This is a genomic window from Microcoleus sp. D2_18a_B4 (assembly GCF_036702475.1).
In the GTDB taxonomy this organism is placed as follows: domain Bacteria; phylum Cyanobacteriota; class Cyanobacteriia; order Cyanobacteriales; family Microcoleaceae; genus Microcoleus.
The window spans coordinates 3,743-27,104 of record NZ_JAUBTL010000080.1; the positions used below are offsets into that span (position 1 = coordinate 3,743).

Below are 23,362 nucleotides of genomic sequence, written 5' to 3' on the forward strand. Positions count from 1 at the left end.
ATCTAAAATCTAAAATCTAAAATCTAAAATCGACTGACCCGTCAAAAAACGGAAATAAGCCCCCGACTTAATTCGTGAAGAACCAAAAATTTTAGATTTTAGATTAAAGTTCAATCTCCCAGATTCATCTGTGGAGTCAATCTAAAATCTAAAATCTAAAATCTAAAATCGACTGACCCGTCAAAAAACGGAAATAAGCCCCCGACTTAATTCGTGGAGAATCCAAATTTTAGATTTTAGACTAAAGTTCAATCTCCCAGATTCATCTGTGGAGTCAATCTAAAATCTAAAATCTAAAATCTAAAATCGACTGACGAGGTTTTAGGGTTGGCAGGGGCGGAGGTTGCAGTCGAATGCCAAGCTGGGGTATGTTGAGTGCGATCGCACAAGAATTCAACAAAAGTCTAGGCGCTTTCACTCCTACCTACTTTCGCTCAAAACCAGCCCTCTACCACCACGCAAGCGGAGTTATCAGTTCGTAGTGTTAAGTTGTGTGTTAAGAAATTGGTACGGTGTCAATGAATTTATTCGCGCTCGTTCAAAGGAAGAGTTGTAAGTGTTGAATTTTGAGTATTGATGTCGCAATTCTCAACTCAAATCTCAATATTGCTAACTCGATAAAAGCCTCCTTATTTCTATCTCTCAGATTTATCTGCTGAGCATAACTCATAACTCTGTACGGGCGGGTTTAACTACTTTATCTGTAACAGTTAACAGTTAACAGTGAACAGTCAACAGTTAACAGTGAACGGTCAACAGTTAACTTTCCTTCCACCCTGCACCAACTCACAGCTAATAACTCTTCAAGCTACTACTAATTACAGTCTAAGTCAGAGGCACTATGAGTGCGTAAGTGTCTCTAACTTGCTGCCAGTTTTTTGAGGAAATTGAATGACAAAGCAGATAGTTATAGCAGAGCAGCATCGCATTGCTGCCGTCTTTTCAGAAGATCAAATCCAAGAACTTGTGGTAGCCACAGGCAGCCACCAAGTCAGTGACATTTACTTGGGAATTGTCGAAAATGTACTCCCTGGGATAGATGCGGCATTCGTCAATATTGGCGATCCAGAACGTAACGGGTTCATGCACGTCACAGACCTCGGCCCCCTGCGCCTTAAACGCTCGGCAGGAGCAATTACAGAACTCCTGACCCCCCAGCAGAAAGTGGTGGTACAGGTAATGAAAGAACCGACGGGCAGCAAAGGCCCCCGGCTGACAGGCAACATTACCCTGCCGGGCCGCTATTTGGTACTGATGCCCTACGGCAGGGGAGTCAATCTCTCGCGGCGGATCAAGTCGGAAGCCGAGCGCAACCGCCTCAGAGCCCTGGCTATTTTGGTGAAACCGGCCGGGATGGGGCTGCTGGTACGCACCGAAGCTGAAGGGATGACTGAAGAAGCGATCATGGAAGATTTGGAAGTCCTCCAAAAACAGTGGGAAGCCGTTCAACTCGAAGGCGGTACTTCGCGGGCGCCGGCACTGCTCAACCGGGATGACGATTTTATCCAGCGGGTGCTGCGAGATATGTTCAGCGGTGACGTGAATCGGATTGTGGTGGACTCGCAAAATGGAATTAAGCGGGTCAAGCAGCAGTTGATGAGCTGGAACGGCGGTAAACTTCCTGCGGGAGTTTTGATCGACCACCACCGAGAGCGCGCCTCGATTTTAGAATTTTTCCGGGTTAACGCTGCGATTCGAGAAGCCCTCAGACCAAGGGTTGATTTGCCTTCGGGTGGTTATGTGATTATCGAGCCGACTGAGGCGCTGACGGTGATAGATGTCAACTCTGGCTCGTTTACTCGATCGGCGACGGCTCGCGAAACTGTACTCTGGACAAATTGCGAAGCAGCCACGGAAATTGCTAGACAACTGCGGTTACGCAATATTGCCGGGGTGATTATTGTTGACTTTATTGACATGGAATCCCGCCGCGATCAGTTGCAGGTGCTGGAACATTTCAATAAAGCTCTCAAAGCTGACAAAGCTCGACCGCAAATCGCTCAACTGTCGGAATTGGGACTGGTAGAACTCACTCGCAAGCGCCAAGGTCAAAATATTTACGAGTTGTTCGGCCACAGTTGTCCTACTTGCAGCGGATTGGGTCATCTGGTGCGCTTGCCAGGGGAAGAAGACTTCGCCGCAGCGGTGCGGGAATCGGCCGATCGCACTGTTGCTACGTCGAACCGCGTTTTGTTGAATTTGCCCGAAGGATTGGAACGCCGCAGCTTGACGCCTGTGGCGGCTGCAACTCCTGCACCAGTGCGGGAAGAACGCCCCCCCGAACCTGCTAGGGCTGCTTGGGAACCTCCGAGTCAGAGCGAAAGTTTGGATTTTGAGACCGGCAGTAACGCCTCGCCTTTGGACTTGCTCAACCATCCCAGCTATCAGGATTTGGGGAACGGAACTAGACGGCGCCGCCGCCGCCGGATTGGCGAAGAGCCTTTTGCTCTCCCGGCGGAGGAGGAACCGGTACGCAGCAAGTTGCGGCTGCCGAATACTTCGAGCGCGCCCGTCGCGGATACGCGCTCTGAGTATCTCGCACCCCCCGGCATCCGGGCCGCGTCGGAGGGCTTCGGGCTAGTGAATATGGCGACTGTGGGCAGGCGCGAGGATTTCGATCGCGTGCGTCCGGCTAAGTCTGAGTTGATGAAGCCGATGGTGGAGCCTCCAGAGGTGATTTCGGTGGAAATGACGGCGGAGGAGCAGGATGTTTATGCTCTGATGGGGGTTTCTCCTTTGGTGCTTACTGATCGCAGCGTGAAAAATCCTAAGAATGCGATCGTTTCGGTGACTCTCCCCGGAGCGGCCCCGAACAAGCCGCCTTTCGAGCAGCTCGAATTTGAATTTGAACCGACGGCGCCTGCACAGAATGCACAGGAACGGGATTATTATCCAGAAAGGTCGGTAGTTGAGCCTGTTTTTTCTGAGGATGATGAGGCCCAAATTTACGGCGAGAGTTCGATCGACCAAACTGATGGTTTTGATCGAATGGAGGAACCCAGCGATTTGATGGGGGAATCCTATGAGCCGATCGAATCCTATGAGCCGATCGAATCCTATGAGCCGATCGAATCCTATGAGCCGATCGAATCCTATGAGCCGATCGAACTCAATGAGCCGATCGAACTCAATGAGCCGATCGAACTCAATGAGCCGATCGAACCCAGCCAACCCAGCGAACCCAGCGAACCCGAGGAGCCGGCTATCAACCGCCGCCGCCGCCGCCGCTCGTCAGCCGTTGTGGATGAGTGATATGAAGTCAGAGGGAAGAAGGAAGAAGTCAGAGGGAAGAGGGAAGAAGGAAGAAGTAGAAATTTTTACTCTCTTCCCATCTTTCCATCTTCCCCTTTCCCCCTCTCCCTCGAACACTCTACTAATTGCGGGTGTGGATGAAGTCGGACGAGGCGCTTTGTTCGGGCCGGTGGTGGCTGCAGCCTGCATTTTGCCCGACGAAGTTCTCGATGAATTAGCAAGTTGCGGGGTGCGCGACAGCAAGCAGTTGAGTGCCGCAGCCCGGAGTCGGTTAGCTGTGAAAATCCGGGCTGTGGCGGTTGACTGTCAAATTGGTGCGGCTTCGGTGCGGGAGATCGATCGCCTCAATATTTTGCAGGCTTCTTTGTTGGCGATGAAGCGGGCGATTTTGAAGTTGAAGGTGACGCCGGATTTGTGTTTGGTTGACGGGAATCAAAGGATTCCCAATTTGTCGATCGAGCAAGAGACGATGATTAAGGGTGATGCGCGATCGATTCAGATTGCTGCTGCTAGTATTGTGGCGAAAGTTTGGCGCGATGAATTAATAGTACGTTTGGCTGTTAAGTATCCTGAATATGACTTGACAAATAACAAAGGATATGGTACTGCTAAACATAAGTTAGCTTTGGAACGTTGCGGGCGATCGGCTTTTCACCGAGTGTCATTTAGTCCTTGTCGAAAATCTTAAAATAACGGTGAAAAACTTAGCTAATTCCAGCGCAATTATTTGACACTCCCCAGCCTGAAGGCGTGGGGATTCTTTGATCTACGAGCCAGTTTGCTGAGGCAGGATTTCTCCAACAACAGTAGAGACTAATTCTCCCAAAGAGTTGCTTGGTTCAAGACCAAAGGTTCCGGTATGCCCTACCGTACCCAATCCTCGACTAAGGATATTTTTAGCTGCGTTTTCGTCACGATCCAAGACACAACCACATTGACAAGCATGAGTTCTTGTAGATAGCGTTTTTTTCACGATTTGACCGCAGCTAGAGCATTCTTGACTGGTGTATTGGGGATTCACCGCAACCGTGATTTTCTCAAACACTTTCCCAAAGTATTCAAGCCAAACACGAAATTGATACCAAGATGCGTCATTAATGGACTTAGCCAGACAATGATTCTTCACCATGTTTTTGATTCTCAAATCTTCGTAGACGACTACATCGTTTGATGAGATTACGCACCTTGCTAATTTCACAGCATGGTCTTTACGTTGTCTACTTATTTTGAGATGGCGTTTACCTAGAATCTGCCGAGCTTTGCCCCTGTTTATTGAACATTTAACTTTCCTGGATACGCGACGCCCATAGCGTTTGAGGACTTTCTCACCTTTTCTTAAAAACCTCGGGTTTTCAACCGTAGTTCCGTTTGAATCGGTGTAATATTCCTTCAATCCCACGTCTAATCCGATCGTAGTACCAGAGGGTTCTGTGTTTTCTTTTCTATCGACATCCACACAGAATTGGACGTACACGCCATCAGCACGTTTGACCAATCTCACCCTTTTTATTTGGCTAATTTGGTAAAAATGTAGATCCCGTGTGCCTTTTAGTTTTAATCGTCCAATTCCTTTTTTGTCGGTAAAGTTGATTGATTTGAGATCGTCAGCAAGTTTCCATCCACTGGTTTTGTATTCCACCGAACGGCCATCTCTTTGAAATTGTGGATACCCTTTTTTACCAGGAATATTTTTCTTGCAGTTATCGTAAAATCGGGAAATAGAAGACCATGCCCGTTCTGCGCTAGCTTGTCTTGCCATTGAGTTGAGTTCGTCGGCAAAGGGAAAATCGCGAGCTAGTACGGCGCAGTATTTATTTAAGTCGTTTTTACCCACTTTCTTGTTGTCCATCCAATAACGCAAACAGCTATTGCGGACAAAGTTAGCGGTACGAATTGCTTCGCCTACTGCTTTGAACTGATTCGATTTTCCGTATGCCTTGAACTCAAAAACTAACATGACTTCACCTCCCATCTTATACTACACGCTCCAGCATAAAACTTTAGGCTAGTTATTAAAATTTTACAATTAAAGCCGGCCACTGAAGAAGGGGTTTTAAACCCAAATCTTTGATAAAATTTGAATAACCAAGAATTTCCGCTTAAAAAATTCAGCTAGTACAGGCTGAACAATGTCTATCACCTGTTATATCATTTCCGGTTACACTCCTTATGATGTTGACGGTTGACGGTTGACGGTTGACTGTTGACGCCGTGAACAGTGAACAGTGAACAGTGAACAGTGAACAGTGAACTCGGATTTACTATTCCGATGCTAACGGATTTGATATTAGAGAAACGAGCTAAGCAATAGAGCTGTCTTAGTCTATTCCCAAATTTATCATTTTCAGGCTCCGGTAGCATCTATAGAATCTTTATTTAACCTCTTGGGCATGACCAAGAATTTCTTGATGGGATCCGCCACGTGATTTATCCGTGGAATCAATCCAAAATCAAAAATCTAAAATCCTCACGCCCCCGAATTTATCCGTGGGGTCAATCTAAAATCTAAAATCTAAAATCTAAAATCGAATGACTGATAATATCTTAACAATTCCCGGCTATCGCATCATTGAGCAAATCTACAATGGCTCTAGAACACAGGTTTATCGAGGAGTTTCTGAGTCAAACCAAAAAGTAATTATCAAACTGCTATTGAGCGAGTATCCAACTGTGGGCGAACTGGTGCATTTGCGGAATCAGTACACCATTACCAAAAATCTTGACCTTCCGGGAATTGTCAAACCCATTGCACTCTTAAACTACCGCCATGCTTTTGCTCTGGTAATGGAGGATGTTGGCGGTGTTTCCCTTGCTGAGTATACTGCTAATGCTGAAGCGAAGAATTTGGGCGATCGCCTATCAAGTAATTCTGAGGTTTCCTCCCCCCATACTTCGCCCCTACCGCTAGATGAATTCATGCCCATCGCGATTCAGATTGTCCAAACCCTAGAAGGATTATATCACAACCGAATTATTCACAAAGATATCAAGCCCCAGAATATTATCATTAACCCTAAAACTAAAGAAGTTAAATTAATTGACTTCAGCATTTCCTCTCTTTTACCCAGAGAAAACCAACAAATCCAAAATCCAAACGTCTTAGAAGGAACCCTAGCTTATATGTCCCCAGAACAGACGGGACGAATGAATCGGGGTATCGACTACCGCACAGATTTTTACTCGCTGGGAGTCACGTTTTACGAACTACTGACAGGGCAATTACCTTTTTACTCTACCGATCCAATGGAGTTAGTTCACTGTCATATTGCCAAGATTCCAACTCCCCCAATAAATCTGGTTCCAGCTATTGGGGTGATGGTGAATAATATCATTATGAAATTGATGGAGAAAACTCCAGAGTTACGCTATCAAAGTGCTGTTGGACTGCGATACGACTTAGAAAACTGTTGGCAGCAATGGGAAGAAAATAGCAATATTAGCCAGTTTACCTTGGGGAATAGGGATATTTGCGATCGCTTCGTCATTCCCGAAAAACTCTACGGTAGAGAAACTGAAGTTAAGACGCTATTAGAAGCCTTCGATCGCATCAGTCACCCCACCCTTACCAACGGGGAGCAAGGGAGAGTCGAAATTATGCTAGTGGCTGGCTTTTCCGGCATTGGTAAAACCGTTGTAGTGAATGAAGTTCACAAACCCATTGTCCGCCAACGGGGTTACTTTATCAAAGGAAAATTTGACCAATTCAAGCGTGATATTCCCTTTTCTGCATGGGTACAAGCATTCCAGAATTTGATGCGGCAATTACTCACCGAAAGTGCGGCCCAGGTGCAGAAAGCGAAAGTCAAAATATTGGAGGCTTTGGGTGAAAACGGTCAGGTCATTATTGATGTCATTCCTGAATTAGAACACCTGATTGGCAAGCAGAAAAAAGTACCCCAACTAGAGGGAACCGCCGCTAAAAATCGCTTTAATTTATTATTTCAAAACTTCATCCGAGTGTTCGCAACAAAAGAGCATCCTTTAGTAATTTTTTTGGATGATTTGCAGTGGGCAGACTCGGCTTCATTGAAGCTAATGCAATTGTTGATGAGCGAGACGAATACCCGCTATGTGTTGTTAATGGGAGCGTATCGGGATAATGAAGTTTTTCCAGCACACCCACTGATCCTGACCTTGGATGAGATTCGCAAAAACTCGGCAACAGTCAACCAAATTACTTTAGCACCCCTAGACAAAACTTCCCTGAATTGCCTGATTGCCGATACTCTTTCCTGTCCACCCGAAAGGGCGATTCCTCTGACAGAACTAATTTTTACCAAAACCAAAGGGAATCCTTTTTTTGCTACTCAATTTCTAAAATTTCTTCATAAAGATGGGTTAATTAAGTTTGATGTTACCCCCCCAACCCCCCCTTGGCCAAGGGAAGCAATGGGGGGTTGGCAATGCGATATTTCCCAAGTGAGGACGCTAGCTTTTACCGATGATGTGGTCGAGTTTATGGCGATTCAGTTGCAAAACTTGCCCAGAGATACCCAGAATGTTCTGAAACTAGCAGCTTGTATTGGCAACCAATTTGACTTAGCAACCCTGGCCATTGTTCATAAAAAATCTCAGAGTGAGACAGCGGCCCATTTGTGGAAAGCGTTGCAAGAAGGGTTAGTTATTCCGATTACTGAAGTTTACAAGTTTTTTCAGGACTCGGAATCAGTTGAAGTTGCACAAGCGTCGGAGTTATCGGTTCCCTACAAGTTTTTACATGACCGAGTGCAGCAAGCAGCATATTTTCTGATTCCCGAATCCCAGAAACAGTCCACCCATCTCGAAATTGGGCAACTGCTGTTGAGGAAGGGCGGGCACGGGGACACCGCCCCTACGGAAGCAGAAATACAAGAGAAAATTTTTGATATTGTCAACCAGTTGAATATGGGGGTGGAGTTAATTGAGTATCAGACTGAGCGAGATCAACTAGCTCAATTAAATTTAATTGCCGGACGTAAAGCTAAAGCTTCAACTGCTTATGCTGCGGCAAATATTTATCTGCAAACAGGGATTGAACTCTTGAGGCCCAACTGCTGGCTTCTTCAGTATGAATTGACCCTGAATCTCTATATTGCTGCTGCTGAAGCTGCCTATTTGAATGCTGACCTTGAGGGTATGGAACAGATGGCAGCACTGGTTTTGCAAGAAGCCCAAACAATTTTAGATCGAGTTAAAATTTACGAAATTAAAATTGCCGCTCAGACAGCCCAGAGCAAGGTGTTAGAAACGATCGCAGTAGCAAGAGAGGCACTCTTACAATTGGGGATTGAACTCCCTGCCGAACCTGATGAAGCCAAGATTGGCAAAGCGCTACAAGCCCTTGCGGCCCTCCTCGGCGGCAGAAAGATTGAGGAATTGGTTGACCTACCTGTGATGACAAATCCACAGACTCAGGCAGCTATGCAACTGTCTGGTATGTTGTTTCCACCCATTTTCCAGGGAATGCCCGGTTTACTGCCCCTGCTGAGCTCAACGATGGTGAGTTTATCGCTCTCCTTTGGCAATGCGCCCGCCTCGACTGTGGGTTATGCGATGCACGGGATGGTGTTGTGTGCCTTTTTACAAGAGGTGGAAACCGGCTATAGCTTTGGGAAATTGGCACTTTCATTACTCGATAGGTTGAATGTGCCCGAACTCAAGCCCACAGTTCTACTTTTGTTTGGTGGCTGGATTCAGCATCATCAAGAATCTCTTTTGGCAACGATACCGACGCTGAAAGATGGCTTTACGGCTGGCATGGAAACTGGCGACTTTGTAGACGCTGGCTACAACATATATATTTATTTTTATACGCATTTATTCGCTGGGGTAGAACTAGACACTTGGGAACCAGAAATAGCAGGTTACAGGGCTGTTATGGCGCAGTTGAAACAATATTCTGCTCAGATTTATTTGGATATGGTTCAGCAGACGGTGCAGAACTTGAGGGAAACCCATATTAGGCCGGATTTGTTAATAGGCTCCGCCTACGATGAAACGGTGATGATTCCCAAGCACTATCAGGATAATGAATTCACGGCGATCGCCTGTGCCTGCATCTTCAAACTGCTGCTTGCTTACTGCTATGGCAATTACACGGCTGCCCTAGACCACATTTCCCAAGTCAAACAGTATTTGATGGGAGTATCGGGATCGGTTTTTGTTCCAATTTTTCATTTTTATGCCGCCCTCACCCACCTGGCACTTTTTCCGGCACAGCCAGCAATTGATGAGCAAACTGAAAATCTTGCCTTAGTGGAAACCCATCAAAGCACGCTGCAACAGTGGGCGCAAAATGCTCCGATGAATTATCTGCATAAATGGTATTTAGTGGAAGCAGAACGACATCGAGTTTTAGGTCAAAATATGAAGGCGATGGATTATTACGATCGCGCTATTAAACTCGCTAAAGAAAATCAGTACATTAATGAAGAAGCACTTAGCAATGAGCTGGCAGCAAAATTCTATTTAGCCTGGGGGAAAGAAAAAATTGCCCAAGTCTACCTAACTGATGCTTACTACGCCTATGCACGCTGGGGCGCCCAGGCAAAAGTTGAGGATTTAGAAAAGCGCTATCTCCAATTACTGGCGCCTATTTTTCACCCTAAAACGAGATTAAAAAGAGGTCAGACACTTGCCAAAATGATTGCCGAAACTGTTGCCAGTACCAGTTCAGGTGTTTCACAAATTCTGGACTTGGCAACAGTAATCAAAGCATCTCAATCACTTTCAGGAGAAATCAACCTCGATAAATTGCTCTCCACTTTGATGCAAGTGATGATTGAGAATGCGGGTGCAGAAAAAGGATCTATGATTTTGAGAGAAAGAGATTCTTTCTTCGTCGCAGCTCAATGTGCGAGCGGTAAATCGTGCAACCTGCACTCAACTCCCGTGGTTGACTCTAACGAAATTCCGATCGCGATTATTAACTATGTCTCGCGCACCCAAGAAACTTTGGTAATTAATGATGCGACGACTGAGGCTACCTTTGTTGCTGACTCTTATATCATCCAGAATCAACCAAAGTCGGTTTTGTGTCTGCCGATTCAACATCAAGGAAAGGTGATCGCCATTCTTTACTTAGAAAATACTCTCGTTACAAATGCCTTTACTCCCGATCGGTTGGCAGTCTTAAATATCTTAGCCTCCCAAGCTGCCATCTCGATAGAAAATGCCCAACTCTATGCCAACTTAGAAGCCAAAGTCGAAGAACGCACCCAAGAATTATCACAAGCTTTAAGCAATCTCGAAGCCACCCAAGAAGGATTGATTCAATCAGAAAAAATGGCAGCTTTAGGACAACTGGTGGCCGGAGTTGCTCACGAAGTTAACACTCCCCTGGGTGCGATTCGTTCCTCAGCCGGAAATGTTGCCAAATTCTTGAATCAAACCCTAGAAGATTTGCCCGCACTTTTTCAAACTCTATCCCCAGAAGAAGCACAGAATTTCTTAGCATTACTTCAGCGTTCCATCCAACAAGAAACAAGCTTATCAACAAAAGAAGAACGCAAATTGAAGAGAGCTTTGAGAAGCCAACTGGAAGAATTAGGAATTGAAAATGGCGATACCGTAGCCGATCGCCTAGTGATTATGGGCGTTTATAATGAAATTGATACCTTTGTCCCTTTGTTGCAAAGATCCGATAGTTTACATCTCTTGGAAATCGCCTACAAACTTTCCGAATTAAAAAGAGGCATCGCTACTATCAACACCGCCACAGACAGAGCATCAAAAGTAGTTTTTGCCTTAAAAACTTATGCCCGCTACGAACAGTCGGGCGAAAAAACAGCAGCCAGTATTACAGAAGGTATTGAAACAATCTTAACCCTGTATCAAAATCTCCTCAAACAGGGAGTTGAGGTCATCAAAAACTATGCCGAAATGCCGCCGCTACTGTGCTATCCCGACGAACTCAATCAAGTTTGGACGAATTTAATTCACAATGCTTTGCAAGCAATGGATTATCGAGGCACGCTAACAATTGAGTTAACGGCTCAAGATGACCAGGCTAAGATTAGCATTAGCGACAGCGGCAAAGGGATACCAGAAGAGATAAAAGGGAAAATATTTGACCCGTTTTTTACTACTAAGCCTGCAGGAGAAGGCAGCGGATTGGGACTAGATATTGTGAAGAAGATTGTGGACAAGCATCAGGGAAAAATTGAAGTCGAATCAATTCCGGGCAAAACTACATTTAATGTTTTCCTGCCAATGAGCGCTGTATAAGCAGGTCAATCGATTTTAGATTTTAGATTTTAGATTTTAGATTGACCCCACGGATAAATGCGGGGGCTTGAGGATTTTCGATTTTCGATTTGGGATTGATTCCAGGGATAAATCACGTGGCGGGTACCACCTTTGAAATTCCTGGTCAAACCTCGCAAACGATATAAGGTAGTAAGTAGGTCGGGTTTTACTTGGTTACACCTCACATCTTGCACCATTGTCAATAAACCTTTATGAACAGGCTTTTCGGCCTGTTCCACAAAAAATTTATCTCTTGTGGAACAGGCCGAAAAGCCTGTTCTTGAGAATGGTGCAAGATGTCAGTTACACCCAACCTGCAATCTACCCAACTGGGAGTATTTCAAAAGTTAAAGCGTTTTGAGGCTCATAACTCTGATTCAACAGGAAACGGATGTAAAACAGCAGTACGATGCGTTATGCTCAGCTAAGGTGCTACGCAGATAAATTGCTTGGTTGCGGCTACTGGGGAGGGCAAGAGGATTTGGCGAGCCGTTGACTTGTGACATCTTAAGATAAGATGGGGCCTACTAATACACTTTACTACTTTGACTACTTTTGCTACTAATAACAATTAAAAAGGAGAAAAAATAGATGTCTAAACCAGTTATTTTGTGCGTTGACGACGAGAGAATGGTGTTAGACAGTCTCAGGACGCAGCTAGCATCAGCATTTGGGGATGCCTACATCTATGAAGGGGCTGAGGATGCTGAGGAGGCTTTAGATGTAATTAATGACCTCAACGAGGAGGGAATTAGCGTTATTGTGATTATTTCTGATTGGTTAATGCCCGGTATCAGGGGAGATGAGTTGCTGATTCAAATTCACAAGGAATACCCCAAGGTTATTAAAATTTTGCTAACAGGTCAAGCTGATGAAGTAGCAATTGACAGAGCCAAAAAACAGGCTAACCTTCATTGTTGCTTATCTAAACCTTGGTTGGAATCCGATTTGCTAGAAACTATTAAATCTGGTTTATCTAAACTATGAGCCAACAGGTAATTATCTGTGTTGATGATGAAAAAACTGTACTCAGGAGCCTCAAAGCAGAACTGCAAGAGGCTGTTGGCAATGATTATATAATCGAAATTGCTGAAGGTGGGCAAGAGGCATTAGAGTTAATTGAAGAATTGCTAGAGGAGGGGGATGAAATTCCTTTAATTATTTCCGACCACATTATGCCTGATATGAAGGGAGATGAGCTGTTGAAACAGGCTCATCTAATTTCGCCTAAAACTATAAAAATTATGCTGACAGGACAAGCAGATATTGGGGCGATCGCCAATGCTATCAACTCTGCAAACTTATATCGTTATATTACCAAACCTTGGCAAGCTGAAGACTTGAAATTGACGGTTAGAGAAGCGCTAAATAGTTATCTTCAAGATAAACAACTGACACAACAAAACGCCCAACTCCAGCAAATAAATCAGGAGTTGGCCGAGTTAAACAGCCAGCAAACCGTATTCATTGCTAAACTACACGAAAACGAAAATCGGTTGACACAGTTTTTGGAAGCAATGCCGATTGGTGTGGGTGTGCTGGATGCGGACGGCCAACCTTACTACATCAATCGCAAAGCAAAAGAGATATTTGGTAAAGGAGTTGTACCCGATACCAGTTCCAAGCAATTGTCAGAGGTTTATCAACTCTATCAAGCAGGCACAAATCAAAAGTATCCTACGGAGAATTTGCCCATCGTGCGCGCCTTGAATGGGGAAAGTGCTACGGCTGACGATGCAGAATTTCATCAAGGCGACAAGATTATTCCCCTAGAAATCTTCGCTACTCCCATCTACGATCAACAAGGAAATATTGTTTATGCTATCCACACTATTCAAGATATCACGGAACGCAAAGAAGCTGAGGCAGAACGCCAAAAGTTCATCGAGGATCTCTTTGAGGTCAATTGCAATTTGGAAATTTCACTGGATGCAGAATTAGAAATTGCGGAGGCGACAAGTCGCTTTGTACCCAATCAGTTTTTATCTTTTTTGGGATGTGACAGTATTGTTGATATTAAATTGGGAGAAGCGGTAGAGTTGGAAATGTCAGTTTTGTTTTCTGACATCCGCGATTTCACTACTCTTTCGGAACAAATGACACCGGAAGAAAATTTCAAATTTATCAATTCTTTTCTGAGTCGAATGGAACCGCTGATTGTGGAAAATCAGGGGTTTATTGATAAGTATATTGGTGATGCAATTATGGCTTTGTTTAGCGAGGGGGCGGATGATGCTTTGAAAGCGGGAATTGCGATGCTGCATACTCTTGCTGAATACAATCGAGATCGCGCTTCTGTGGGTTATGTGCCAGTTGAGATTGGGGTGGGAATCAATACTGGTTCTTTGATTCTGGGTATAGTGGGCGGAAAAAGCCGGATGGACGGTACTGTGATTAGCGATGCGGTTAATTTGGCTTCTCGGATTGAAAGTTTGACGAAGAATTACGGGGTGTCGCTGTTAATTACTCAGCAGACTTTCGATCGCTTGACAAATCCTGCTGATTATGCAATTCGGGTAATTGATAAAGTTCAGGTTAAGGGTAAGTCTGAATGGGTGACTGTTTATGAAGTTTTTGATGCGGATTTGCCGGAAGTTAAAGCGGGGAAGTTAGGGACTAGGGAAATATTTACTGAGGCTTTGTCTTTGTACAATATGAATAATTTTAGGGAAGCTGCGGGACTTTTTGCGGATTGTTTGGGGCAAAATCCGGGGGATAAGGTGGCTCGAATTTATTGGGAAAGGTGTCAGTAGTTAGTTGACAGTTGACAGTTGACAGTTGACAGTTGTCAGTTGTCAGTTGGTAGTTGACAGTTGTTAGTTGGTGATTTTTAGTAATAACCAAGGACTACTGACTGCTGACTAATGATTAATGACTAATGACTAATGACTGCTGACTAATGACTACTGATTACTGACTACTGACTACTGACTATTGATTAAGGACTAATGACTAATGACTAATGACTGCTGACTACGGTTGTTCGATCGGCAATTCTATGATAAACTCGGCTCCGTGGCCGAGTGCAGACACGCAGCTAAGTTTGCCACCGTGTTCTTCGATAACTTTGTAGGAAATAGACAGGCCCAAACCGGTGCCTTTGCCGGCGGGTTTGGTGGTAAAAAAAGCCTCGAATAACTGCTGGGAAACTTCTTCGGGCATACCGGGGCCGTTGTCAGAAATCCTAATTACAGCATTGGAGTTTTGGACTTCAGTCCTAATTTTAATCTTGCTGCGGTTAGCTTTGACTTCGGCAACTGAACGCCCTTCGTTGTATTCCTCGATCGCGTCGATCGCATTTCCGATCAAATTCATAAATACCTGATTGACTTTCCCGGCATAACACTCAACCAAAGGCAAATTTCCATAGTCCTTAATTACCGCAATTTCGGGATAGTTGCCTCTGGCTTTCAGGCGACTTTGCAGAATCAGCAACGTTCCTTCAATCCCTTCGTGCAGGTTAACTTTGCTCATTTGAGAATCGTCTTTGCGAGAGAAATTTCTGAGCGATCGCACGATTTCCCGAATGCGATCGGCCCCAACCTGCATCGAAGACATCGCTTTCGGTAAATCTTCTAGCAGAAACTCTAATTCGATATCCTTAATTTGATCTTGAATTGCTGCCGGCGGCTGCGGGCAGTGCTTCTGGTACATATCGAGCAAATTCAGCAAATCTTCCGTGTAGTGGCCGACGTGGACGAGATTGCCGCAGACGCTGCTAACGGGATTGTTAATTTCGTGAGCAACACCGGCTACCATTTGACCGAGAGTAGACATTTTCTCAGTGTGAATCAATTGAGCTTGAGTTTGCTGCAATTCGTGCAAAGTATTTTCGAGTTGAAGTTTTTGTTTGGTTAACTCTGTTTGCGATCGCAGTAAAGCTTCTTCACTGCGTTTCTGCTCGGAAATATCAGTAATTAACCCTTCCAAAGCTATCAATTCTCCAGAGTCGGAAAACACTCCCAAACCTTGCTCCCAAACCCATTTTAATTCGCCGTTTTTAGTAGTAATTCGGTAATTTAGCTGATAGGGTCGATTTTCTTGTAAGGCAACTTGCACGGCATTCCACAAATTCTCGCGATCGTCCGGGTGAGTCAATTCCGATATAGAAACTTGCCGAGTGCCGATAAATTCTTCAGGAGAATAGCCGGCTAACTGATAGCAACCTTCGCTGACAAACTCCATACTGCGATCGGCATCGTTGCGAAAACGGTAGGCCATCCCCGGCAAATTGCTCATCAGCGTCGCCAAAGCCCGCTGGCTTTCCCGTAGGGCTTCTTCGGCGTGTTTGCGATCGGTAATATCCGTCATCACCGCCAGCATACAGAGTTCGCCGTCCAAATTAATCAATTCCGCTGACAGCAAACACACCACCACCGATCCCGACTTCATCCGAAACTCGCACTCCTGATTGCGAACAACACCTTGTTCGTGCAAACGGCGCCTAAAATTAAGTCTGTCTTCAGGCCTTACCCAAATATTTAACCCCGGTACTGTATTCCAGGTCGTTTCTTCTAAACTGTAACCAGTCATCGACAGAAAACTATCATTAACTTCTATAAAACGACCCTCAGCAAAAGTAGTAATAATCATCGGATCTGGACTCGACCGAAAAGCCTTAGAAAACTTTTCTTCCGATAATCTCAACTTTTTAATAGCCTCTTCCAACTGACTTGTCCGCTCTTTAACCCGGCATTCCAATACCTCATTAGCCTGCTTCAGGGCTTCCTCAGCCTGCACCCGATAAGTGATATCGCGCACCACGCCTTGCAGCCCTATTTTGCCGCCGATATCCATAGAAGTTAGCAGCACTTCCGCCGGAAACTCAGAACCATCCAAACGGCAGTGCCGCCAGTCAAAACGGCAATTTCCCGATCGCATAGCCGTATTAATTCGCTGTTGATAAAGACTCATAGAATCTTGTCCGTCCGGTTGCAATGGCGGGCTAAATTCTGCCGGATGCTTGCCGCAAAACTCCGACTCAGTGCTGCATCCAAATAACTTTAAAGTAGCCGGATTGCAATCCAAAAAACCCTCTTCGTCTAGCAGCATTACCGCATCAGTCGTCGATTCGTACAAAGTGCGAAACTTTTTTTCCGACGCCTGCAAAGAAGCAATCAACTGCATTTTTTCCTCAGCCGCCCGCTTTTGCTCAGTAATATCCTGCATTACTTGAGAAAAGCCCTTCAACTTTCCCCTTTCATCGCGCAAAGGAGTAACAATAATATTTGCCCAAAATCTTGATCCGTCTTTGCGAAGCCGCCAGCCTTCATTTTCGTATCTACCTTCGGCCACCGCCCTGATTAATTTTTCTTGGGGCTTGCCGATTTCAATATCTTCTTTCGTGAAAAAACACTCCGCATTATTGCCGACTATTTCATGAGCTCTGTATCCCAAAATGCGTTCTGCACCTGAATTCCAGCTAGCTACATACCCATCAGGATCTAACATGAATATAGCGTAATCCTTAACGCCTTCAATTATTAAGCGCAGGCGTTCTTCGCTTTCTCGAAGTCCAGATTCTGCTTGCTTGCGCTGGGTGATATCTTCTACAAAACCTTCGTAGTAGAGCAATTTACCTGCTTCATCGCAGACAGCCCGCGCATTCTCAGCGATCCAAATTATTGTTCCGTCTCGGCGATAAATCTGCGACTCAAAATCCGATACGATGCCCTGTTCTTGCAAAGCATAAACAAACTGATCGCGGCGATCGGGATTGACGTAAAGCTGATGGCTGATATCAGTCAGACAGCCCATTAATTCCTCGGCGGAATTATATCCGTAGATTCGAGCCAAAGCTGGGTTAGCGCTGATGTAGCGACCGGATTGGGTTGTTTGAAAAATACCAGACACAGCATTTTCAAACATACTATAATATTTTGCTTCCATTTGGTGCAGTGCCTCCGCGACATTCAGGCATTCTATCGCTTTATTTCCTAATTTTTGATTTCCCACTTGTGAATACCCTGCTCTTGTGTGTGAGTTGAATATTTTTGGTTTACAGCCTGTTAATTTTGAGCCGTTATTTAGGCGAAAGATGGTGTTTCGCAGCCGGAGACGAGTGTGTTTATTCATCTGTCCTACGGGGCTGTTAGTTGTTAGTCGTTGCTGCGGAAAGTTTACTTGATCCGCTATTTAGTTGAGGCGTGGCTGGCTGTCACAATCGCCTTGGCAAATAGATCTGCCTGCGGTGCAGGTGTTCGCTCAAAACCCGCTCCTTGAAATCTCCCTGAATATATTAGCAGTTGAATACCCTGAAATAAGTTAGTAGCAAAGATGTTGTTACAATAAAAGGCAGCTACTTCTACAACCGCCAGAGTCTATTTTTATGATTTGGGTGAGAGTACGATCGACTCTTACCCGAAGCAACTAACCCGCCTGCAAGAGCTAAATGCTCGCTGTCCTTGCTGTCAGTCGATCTTAGATTTTAGATTTTAGATTAAAGTTGACTCCCCAGATGAATCTGGGGCTCTCCTAAAATCTAAAATTTTTTGGTTTCCACAACTCCTGTCGGAAACTTTTATCGGTCTTTGGGTGCTCTGAGTTACTGTTAAGTATTATTGCTGATAAATAATACAGCAGACTGCTGGCAGTTGTACGATCGGGGGTTTGTATGTAAAGTTGGCACAACAATAGGGTAATTGTTGTATCAAAAAATTCATATTCTGCTGCTGCGGGCGGAAAAATTCTGTAGCGGTGCTGGCATTTGGGCAAAAATCTGGGGCCGATCGCGCAAAATGTGGTCGGCAAGTCTGGTAAAATCCCGATCGATTCTCGGTTTGGCCGCAAAGCTCGATCGAGCTAAATTTGACTAGAAACTAATATTAATGACAGATTCTCCTCCACTAGCAACGCCAGAGTTATCCCCTGCTTCAACCCTGACGGCGGATTCTCCTGTGTGGCCAGCCCTCCTGCAACAACTATTAGACAGACAATCTCTCTCACGCGCCCAAGCAGCCGACTTGATGCAGGGATGGCTAGCAGAAGCTATTCCCCCCGTCCTCTCAGGAGCAATTTTAGCGGCCATCCAAGCCAAAGGCATCTCTGCCCAAGAATTGGTAGGAATGGCTCAGGTATTGCATTCTCAGTCGCTTGCAGGCGAGTCACAGAGCGTTGTCAATCCCAACTCCTCAATCTCCAATCTCAAATTAATTGATACTTGCGGCACAGGCGGCGACGGCGCTTCCACGTTTAACATTTCCACTGCTGTAGCTTTTGTGGCCGCCGCCGGCAAAGTTCGAGTCGCGAAACACGGAAATCGCTCCGCATCGAGCAAAGTGGGTTCTGCTGACGTGTTGGAAGCACTGGGAGTCAACCTCAACGCCGATCCCGCGAAGGTGAGATGTGCGGTAGACTCCGTGGGCATCACCTTTTTATTTGCCCCTGGGTGGCATCCCGCACTTAAGGCTGTAGCGTCGCTCCGGCGCACTTTGAAGGTGCGGACTGTTTTTAACCTTTTAGGCCCCCTCGTTAATCCTATGCGCCCTACAGGGCAGGTAATCGGGGTGTTCGATCCTAGTCTGGTATCAACTATTGCCCAAGCTTTGGGCGAGTTGGGGACTGAGTTAGCTGTAGTGGTTCACGGCAGAGAAAAATTGGACGAGGCGGGTTTGGGTGATGTGACTGACTTGGCGGTTTTGTCTGATGGCAAAGTGGAACTCACTACTTTAGACCCGGAAAAGGTAGGATTGACACCAAGTGCGATCGGCTCGTTAAAAGGCGGAAATGTTGAGGAAAATGCCGAGATTTTGCGGAACATTTTGCAAGGCAAAGGTACGCCCGCACAAATGGATGTTGTAGCTTTGAATGCGTCTTTGGCTTTTCAGGTGGGAGGTGCAATTCCTATGGGTTCTCACGCAGCAGGAGTTTCTATGGCTAAGGAGATTTTATTTAGCGGTGAATCTTGGTTGAAGTTGCAACAGTTGATTGAGTTTTTGAAATGAAGGAAGTTCGGCAACGGATTTTGTAACGGATGTAACGGATGTAACGGATGTAACGGATGGAAGAAGGAAGAAGGAAGAAGGAAGAAGGAAGAAGGAAGAAGGAAAAAGGAAGAAGGAAAAAGGAATTTTTGGTTTTAAGTGACCAACAGTAAAAATTCTTTAATTCTCAATTTTTCTTTACTTCTTCCCTCGGACTTCTTCCCTCTGTTTAAGAGCGCGAGCGAAATTCAATGACATCTTGCTTAATAGTCACATCTTTATTACCAAAAAAGTCGTGACCCAACAGTCCGATATCTAGGGATGGCGAGACTGCGACAACTACATTGTTAACTGCCAGACCACCTGCTTCCATAGAACTCAGGCGACCGAGGGGAAAAGTAGCCACTCCGTTGGGAGTTTGTGCTTGCACTGTTCCCTGGAGAACAACGCCCAAGGCTTTAGCCATTGCTGGTGTAATTACTGTGCCACTAGCTCCAGAATCTACCATCATCTCGAACTTTTGTTTGCCGTTAAACGTGACTTCTATGACGGGGATATTAGCCTCTCGGCGTTTGATTTTTGCCTGAAACACTCCCGACTTGGCCGCCGCCGAAGTGGTGGGAGTCAATTCTTTGGGGAGAAAACCGCAGACTGATTGGCTGAGGTTGACGGTTCGGCCTGACGAGCTCCGCATGAAGCATCCCTCACTTTCTTGAGCCACTGCTGGCGAGGAGTTGGCAACACTTCCTACTAAAATTGAGCTGCTCAGAGAAATAACCCCTGCTAACACCAGTAAAGGTTGGCGCAGGTTTTGAGGGATCGGTAGAGGCTTTTTTGAGTTTGAGAGTAAAGGCAAGGGAGATTTGCTGGCCATAGTTTGATTAAACGCTGTAGCTCGATCGTAACAGCGACAACTGCCTTTTGGTATAGATATAGAATTTTCGCCCGCATCCTAAGCTGCTGGCTGATAAATTGCTGGCGCGGGGAGAGATGGAGAATTTGGACTTATAGCCTTTCTCAGTAACATGAGGTGCACGCTTTATAAGCTGGCATAGGGCATAGGGCATAGGGCATAGGGCATAGGGCATACCTCACCAAGATTGAGAACTGCTGTATGGCTGCTTTTTGATTACCTGTGGCATAAGTGCCTTGCTTTTGCGAACCATTGCACAAATTAAAATAATATCTGTACATTGCCGACTAGCATCAAATCCCTGGCAGTGGTAAGAATTAAACCAAACGAAAGTAATTAAGGATGCCATGTCACTTTCAACTGCACAACCCGCTCTCCTAGTCCTGGCTGACGGTACTGCTTACCGCGGCTGGTCTTTTGGCGCTGACGCCACCGTCGTTGGCGAGGTAGTATTTAATACTGGAATGACGGGCTACCAAGAAGTATTGACCGATCCCAGCTATTGCGGTCAAATTGTAACTTTTACTTATCCAGAATTGGGCAATACCGGCGTAAATCTTGAAGACGAAGAATCCTCGCGCCCGCAAGTTCGGGGTGCGATCGCCCGGAACGTATGCAGCCGCCCCAGCAACTGGCGCTGCTCACAATCTCTGCAAGACTACCTGAAACAGTACGATATCCCCGGAATTTACGGGATCGACACCCGCGCCCTGACTCGCAAGATTCGCACGGTGGGAGCGATCAACGGCGGCATTTCGACGACGATTCTCGACCAGGCAGAGCTTTTGGAGCTAGTGCAAGATGCCCCCAGCATGGACGGGCTGAATCTGGTCCAGGAAGTCACCACTCGCGAGGTTTACGAGTGGTCTGAAGCCACGGACTCGGTTTGGGAGTTCAGTCCTACAGTCAAACCTGCTAACGGCCAAATGTGGACGGTGGTAGCGCTAGACTTTGGGATCAAGCGCAACATCCTGCGGCGTCTGGCGAGTTACGGGTGTCGGGTCATCGTTGTCCCCGCTGACACGTCGCCGGAGGAAATCCTCAAATACAACCCGGACGGCATTTTTCTGTCCAACGGTCCTGGAGATCCGGCGGCGGTAACGGAAGGGATCGCTACTGCGAAAGCTTTGTTAAAGTCGGACAAACCCGTATTCGGCATCTGCATGGGACACCAAATTTTAGGACTTTCCTTGGGTGCAGAAACTTTTAAACTTAAGTTCGGCCATCGGGGATTGAATCATCCAGCGGGTTTAACTGAGCAAGTAGAAATTACTAGCCAAAATCATGGTTTTGCGATCGACCCCGATTCCTTAGCCCCCGAAGTAGAGATTACTCATCTCAATTTGAACGATCGCACCGTAGCCGGATTGAAGCATAAAACTCTGCCGCTGTTCTCAGTGCAGTACCACCCAGAAGCCAGTCCGGGCCCGCACGACGCCGACTATTTATTCGATCGATTCGTGCAGTCAATGCGAGACAATCAGAAAGTAGCCAGCAGTAAGTAGTCCTTAGTCAGCAGTCATTAGTCAGTAGTCATCAGAGGCTGTTTTGTGTCGATCGCTTCTGACTAATGACCAATGACTAATGACTAATGACTAAAAAACTGTAGACAAAAGACCAAAAAACTCCTATAATGAAGCCTCGACTTTAAGCCATATCTAGCTAGGAGGGTGTCATTCCTGAGTCATTGACCCTGACCGTTAGCCTCAGAGGCACTCGCGAAGTCAAGAATAACTATCAGTTATTTCGCTTGACGGGCCTGCTGGACGCTTTTTCTGAGGCCACTTTTCGGAAGGTAATAAGCAAATGTATTGACGAGGGCCCAAAACACGTAATTTTGGACTTGTCTCAGATAGACTTTGTGGATAGTTCAGGCTTGGGCGCACTTGTGCAACTTGTCAAAAAAGCCCAAACCTTGGAAGGGACATTGCAAATTGTCTCAAATCCCCGCGTAACTCAGACTGTTAAACTGGTTCGCTTAGAGAAATTTTTGTCTTTGCAGCCTTCGGTTGATGAGGCGGTAAAAAACGTCAAGGAGGCTTGACGCCAAAGTGGATTAAATTAGCTATCCGGTTCTCAACGCTGGATAGCAAATTTTTATTGTTGTGCTGGTAAAGCAATACCGATTTTCCCAGAAGCTGCGACACGCGCCAGCGGCTATTTCCCCGATTCCTAGAGTTTCGGTGGATGGGCAGTAAAATATGTGTGGCAAACACGCGAAAAAATGGTATAAAACTGAGAGCATCCCGATTTGGTAAAAAGCCTTTTTTAGGAGTGCGATCGTCGCGCCAAGCTTTGCCTATATATCTCGTTTCGCGATCGGACAGCGAACACTCCTGTGAAAGCTATAATTGCTGAAGTGACGAAAAACGCAATAAGTAAGTGACTAGAAAAACCAAGCTGTGCGGAAGTTTTATTTAAAAAAGTATGTCGCCGATCGCAGATGACGGACTCAAACTGAGTCTGACGGATATCAGTTTAAATCGAGTGCATCCTGCGAGGGCTACACCAGCAGAAATAGAAAGAATTTCGCCCGCAGCCTGGGCATATTTGGGAGATGCAGTGTACGAACTCTACGTTCGGAGTTCGTACTTAGTCCCACCCAAAAGATTGCAAGCTTATCACGAATTGGTGGTGGGGCAAGTACGAGCCGAAACTCAAGCGCGTCACTTGCGATCGATCTCTCCTTACTTGAACAGTACAGAATTAGCAATTGTCAAGCGCGGCCGCAATGCTGCAGCGGGCCGTTCTAAGCGAGCAGATCCAGAGATATACCAACAAGCCAGCAGCTTAGAAACTTTGATCGGATATTTGTACCTCACCGATCCCGAAAGATTGACCGAGATTCTGGCACTTTTAGAACTTGAGAATGAAATGATTTAGCAGTTAAGAGTTGGGAATGGGGAGGGATGAATTAACCATCCTGGCACGGCTAACATAAAACCGCAAAAATCTCGATCGGCAAAACAAGATTTATCAAAGAAATGGGTTTAAAACCCCGTCGTTCTAGGACGGCTTTAATTCCTTCTGAATTTTCCCGATCGTGTTA

14 protein-coding genes are annotated in these 23,362 nt (G+C 45.7%); 11 read left to right on the top strand and 3 right to left on the bottom strand.

The window, feature by feature from the left end:
- Positions 1 to 353: 353 nt before the first annotated feature.
- From QUB04_RS29420 to QUB04_RS29430, 3 genes are all read left to right on the top strand, one after another.
- Positions 354 to 482 (top strand): hypothetical protein, encoded by a 129-nt coding sequence (locus QUB04_RS29420; RefSeq protein ID WP_333037241.1) that lies wholly within the window; start codon positions 354 to 356, stop codon positions 480 to 482.
- A gap of 409 nt (positions 483 to 891) precedes the next feature.
- Positions 892 to 3,252 (top strand): Rne/Rng family ribonuclease, encoded by a 2,361-nt coding sequence (locus QUB04_RS29425; RefSeq protein WP_333289992.1) that lies wholly within the window; start codon positions 892 to 894, stop codon positions 3,250 to 3,252.
- Between the two features lies 1 nt (position 3,253).
- On the top strand, positions 3,254 to 3,940 hold the full coding sequence (locus QUB04_RS29430) for a ribonuclease HII (RefSeq protein ID WP_333290013.1): 687 nt from the start codon (positions 3,254 to 3,256) through the stop codon (positions 3,938 to 3,940).
- 78 nt (positions 3,941 to 4,018) lie between these two features.
- Here the strand turns inward: QUB04_RS29430 and QUB04_RS29435 are convergent, their stop codons facing one another.
- On the bottom strand, positions 4,019 to 5,209 hold the full coding sequence (locus tag QUB04_RS29435; protein ID WP_333289994.1) for a transposase: 1,191 nt from the start codon (positions 5,207 to 5,209) through the stop codon (positions 4,019 to 4,021).
- A gap of 572 nt (positions 5,210 to 5,781) precedes the next feature.
- Between QUB04_RS29435 and QUB04_RS29440 the strand changes: the two genes are divergently transcribed.
- The 3 genes from QUB04_RS29440 to QUB04_RS29450 all read left to right on the top strand — a co-directional run bounded on the left by QUB04_RS29440 (position 5,782) and on the right by QUB04_RS29450 (position 14,231).
- Positions 5,782 to 11,457, top strand: coding sequence for an AAA family ATPase (locus QUB04_RS29440; protein WP_333289997.1), 5,676 nt, complete (start codon positions 5,782 to 5,784; stop codon positions 11,455 to 11,457).
- A 612-nt stretch (positions 11,458 to 12,069) separates the two neighbouring features.
- Entirely contained in the window at positions 12,070 to 12,465 is a 396-nt protein-coding gene (locus QUB04_RS29445) for a response regulator (RefSeq protein ID WP_333289999.1), read from the top strand.
- Entirely contained in the window at positions 12,462 to 14,231 is a 1,770-nt protein-coding gene (locus QUB04_RS29450) for an adenylate/guanylate cyclase domain-containing protein (RefSeq protein WP_333290001.1), read from the top strand. The genes QUB04_RS29445 and QUB04_RS29450 overlap by 4 nt, the downstream gene beginning before the upstream one ends.
- A gap of 220 nt (positions 14,232 to 14,451) precedes the next feature.
- On the opposite strand, the gene QUB04_RS29455 is transcribed toward QUB04_RS29450, so the two are convergent.
- The gene (locus QUB04_RS29455; RefSeq protein WP_333290003.1) at positions 14,452 to 17,433 is read right to left on the bottom strand and encodes a PAS domain S-box protein; all 2,982 of its coding nucleotides are present in this window, start codon (positions 17,431 to 17,433) and stop codon (positions 14,452 to 14,454) included.
- Between the two features lie 686 nt (positions 17,434 to 18,119).
- Here QUB04_RS29455 and QUB04_RS29460 point away from each other — a divergent pair.
- Both QUB04_RS29460 and trpD read left to right on the top strand, forming a co-directional pair.
- Positions 18,120 to 18,293, top strand: coding sequence for a hypothetical protein (locus QUB04_RS29460; RefSeq protein WP_333290005.1), 174 nt, complete (start codon positions 18,120 to 18,122; stop codon positions 18,291 to 18,293).
- A 12-nt stretch (positions 18,294 to 18,305) separates the two neighbouring features.
- On the top strand, positions 18,306 to 19,421 hold the full coding sequence (trpD, locus tag QUB04_RS29465; protein WP_333290007.1) for an anthranilate phosphoribosyltransferase: 1,116 nt from the start codon (positions 18,306 to 18,308) through the stop codon (positions 19,419 to 19,421).
- A gap of 208 nt (positions 19,422 to 19,629) precedes the next feature.
- Here trpD and QUB04_RS29470 read toward each other — a convergent pair whose 3' ends face one another.
- The gene (locus QUB04_RS29470; protein ID WP_333290009.1) at positions 19,630 to 20,274 is read right to left on the bottom strand and encodes a retropepsin-like aspartic protease; all 645 of its coding nucleotides are present in this window, start codon (positions 20,272 to 20,274) and stop codon (positions 19,630 to 19,632) included.
- Positions 20,275 to 20,660: 386 nt separating this feature from the next.
- Here QUB04_RS29470 and carA point away from each other — a divergent pair, with 386 nt between their 5' ends.
- The 3 genes from carA (at position 20,661) to QUB04_RS29485 (ending at position 23,196) form a co-directional block, all read left to right on the top strand.
- Positions 20,661 to 21,818 carry a glutamine-hydrolyzing carbamoyl-phosphate synthase small subunit gene (carA, locus tag QUB04_RS29475; protein WP_333141419.1) on the top strand — a complete coding sequence of 386 codons (1,158 nt, stop codon included), beginning with the start codon at positions 20,661 to 20,663 and terminating at the stop codon, positions 21,816 to 21,818.
- Positions 21,819 to 22,000: 182 nt separating this feature from the next.
- Positions 22,001 to 22,357: an STAS domain-containing protein gene (locus tag QUB04_RS29480; RefSeq protein WP_333205121.1), complete on the top strand. Its 357-nt coding sequence runs from the start codon at positions 22,001 to 22,003 to the stop codon at positions 22,355 to 22,357.
- Between the two features lie 383 nt (positions 22,358 to 22,740).
- On the top strand, positions 22,741 to 23,196 hold the full coding sequence (locus tag QUB04_RS29485; RefSeq protein ID WP_333290011.1) for a ribonuclease III domain-containing protein: 456 nt from the start codon (positions 22,741 to 22,743) through the stop codon (positions 23,194 to 23,196).
- The last annotated feature ends 166 nt before the right edge of the window (positions 23,197 to 23,362 follow it).

What these genes read in the sequence shown, in the direction of transcription:
- QUB04_RS29420 (WP_333037241.1), top strand. Translation starts at nt 354, where the DNA reads ATGCCAAGCTGGGGTATGTTGAGTGCGATCGCACAAGAATTCAACAAA.
- QUB04_RS29430 (WP_333290013.1), top strand. Translation starts at nt 3,254, where the DNA reads ATGAAGTCAGAGGGAAGAAGGAAGAAGTCAGAGGGAAGAGGGAAGAAG.
- carA (WP_333141419.1), top strand. Translation starts at nt 20,661, where the DNA reads ATGTCACTTTCAACTGCACAACCCGCTCTCCTAGTCCTGGCTGACGGT.
- QUB04_RS29445 (WP_333289999.1), top strand. Translation starts at nt 12,070, where the DNA reads ATGTCTAAACCAGTTATTTTGTGCGTTGACGACGAGAGAATGGTGTTA.
- QUB04_RS29435 (WP_333289994.1), bottom strand. Translation starts at nt 5,209, where the DNA reads ATGTTAGTTTTTGAGTTCAAGGCATACGGAAAATCGAATCAGTTCAAA.
- QUB04_RS29440 (WP_333289997.1), top strand. Translation starts at nt 5,782, where the DNA reads ATGACTGATAATATCTTAACAATTCCCGGCTATCGCATCATTGAGCAA.
- QUB04_RS29450 (WP_333290001.1), top strand. Translation starts at nt 12,462, where the DNA reads ATGAGCCAACAGGTAATTATCTGTGTTGATGATGAAAAAACTGTACTC.
- trpD (WP_333290007.1), top strand. Translation starts at nt 18,306, where the DNA reads ATGACAGATTCTCCTCCACTAGCAACGCCAGAGTTATCCCCTGCTTCA.
- QUB04_RS29485 (WP_333290011.1), top strand. Translation starts at nt 22,741, where the DNA reads ATGTCGCCGATCGCAGATGACGGACTCAAACTGAGTCTGACGGATATC.
- QUB04_RS29470 (WP_333290009.1), bottom strand. Translation starts at nt 20,274, where the DNA reads ATGGCCAGCAAATCTCCCTTGCCTTTACTCTCAAACTCAAAAAAGCCT.
- QUB04_RS29425 (WP_333289992.1), top strand. Translation starts at nt 892, where the DNA reads ATGACAAAGCAGATAGTTATAGCAGAGCAGCATCGCATTGCTGCCGTC.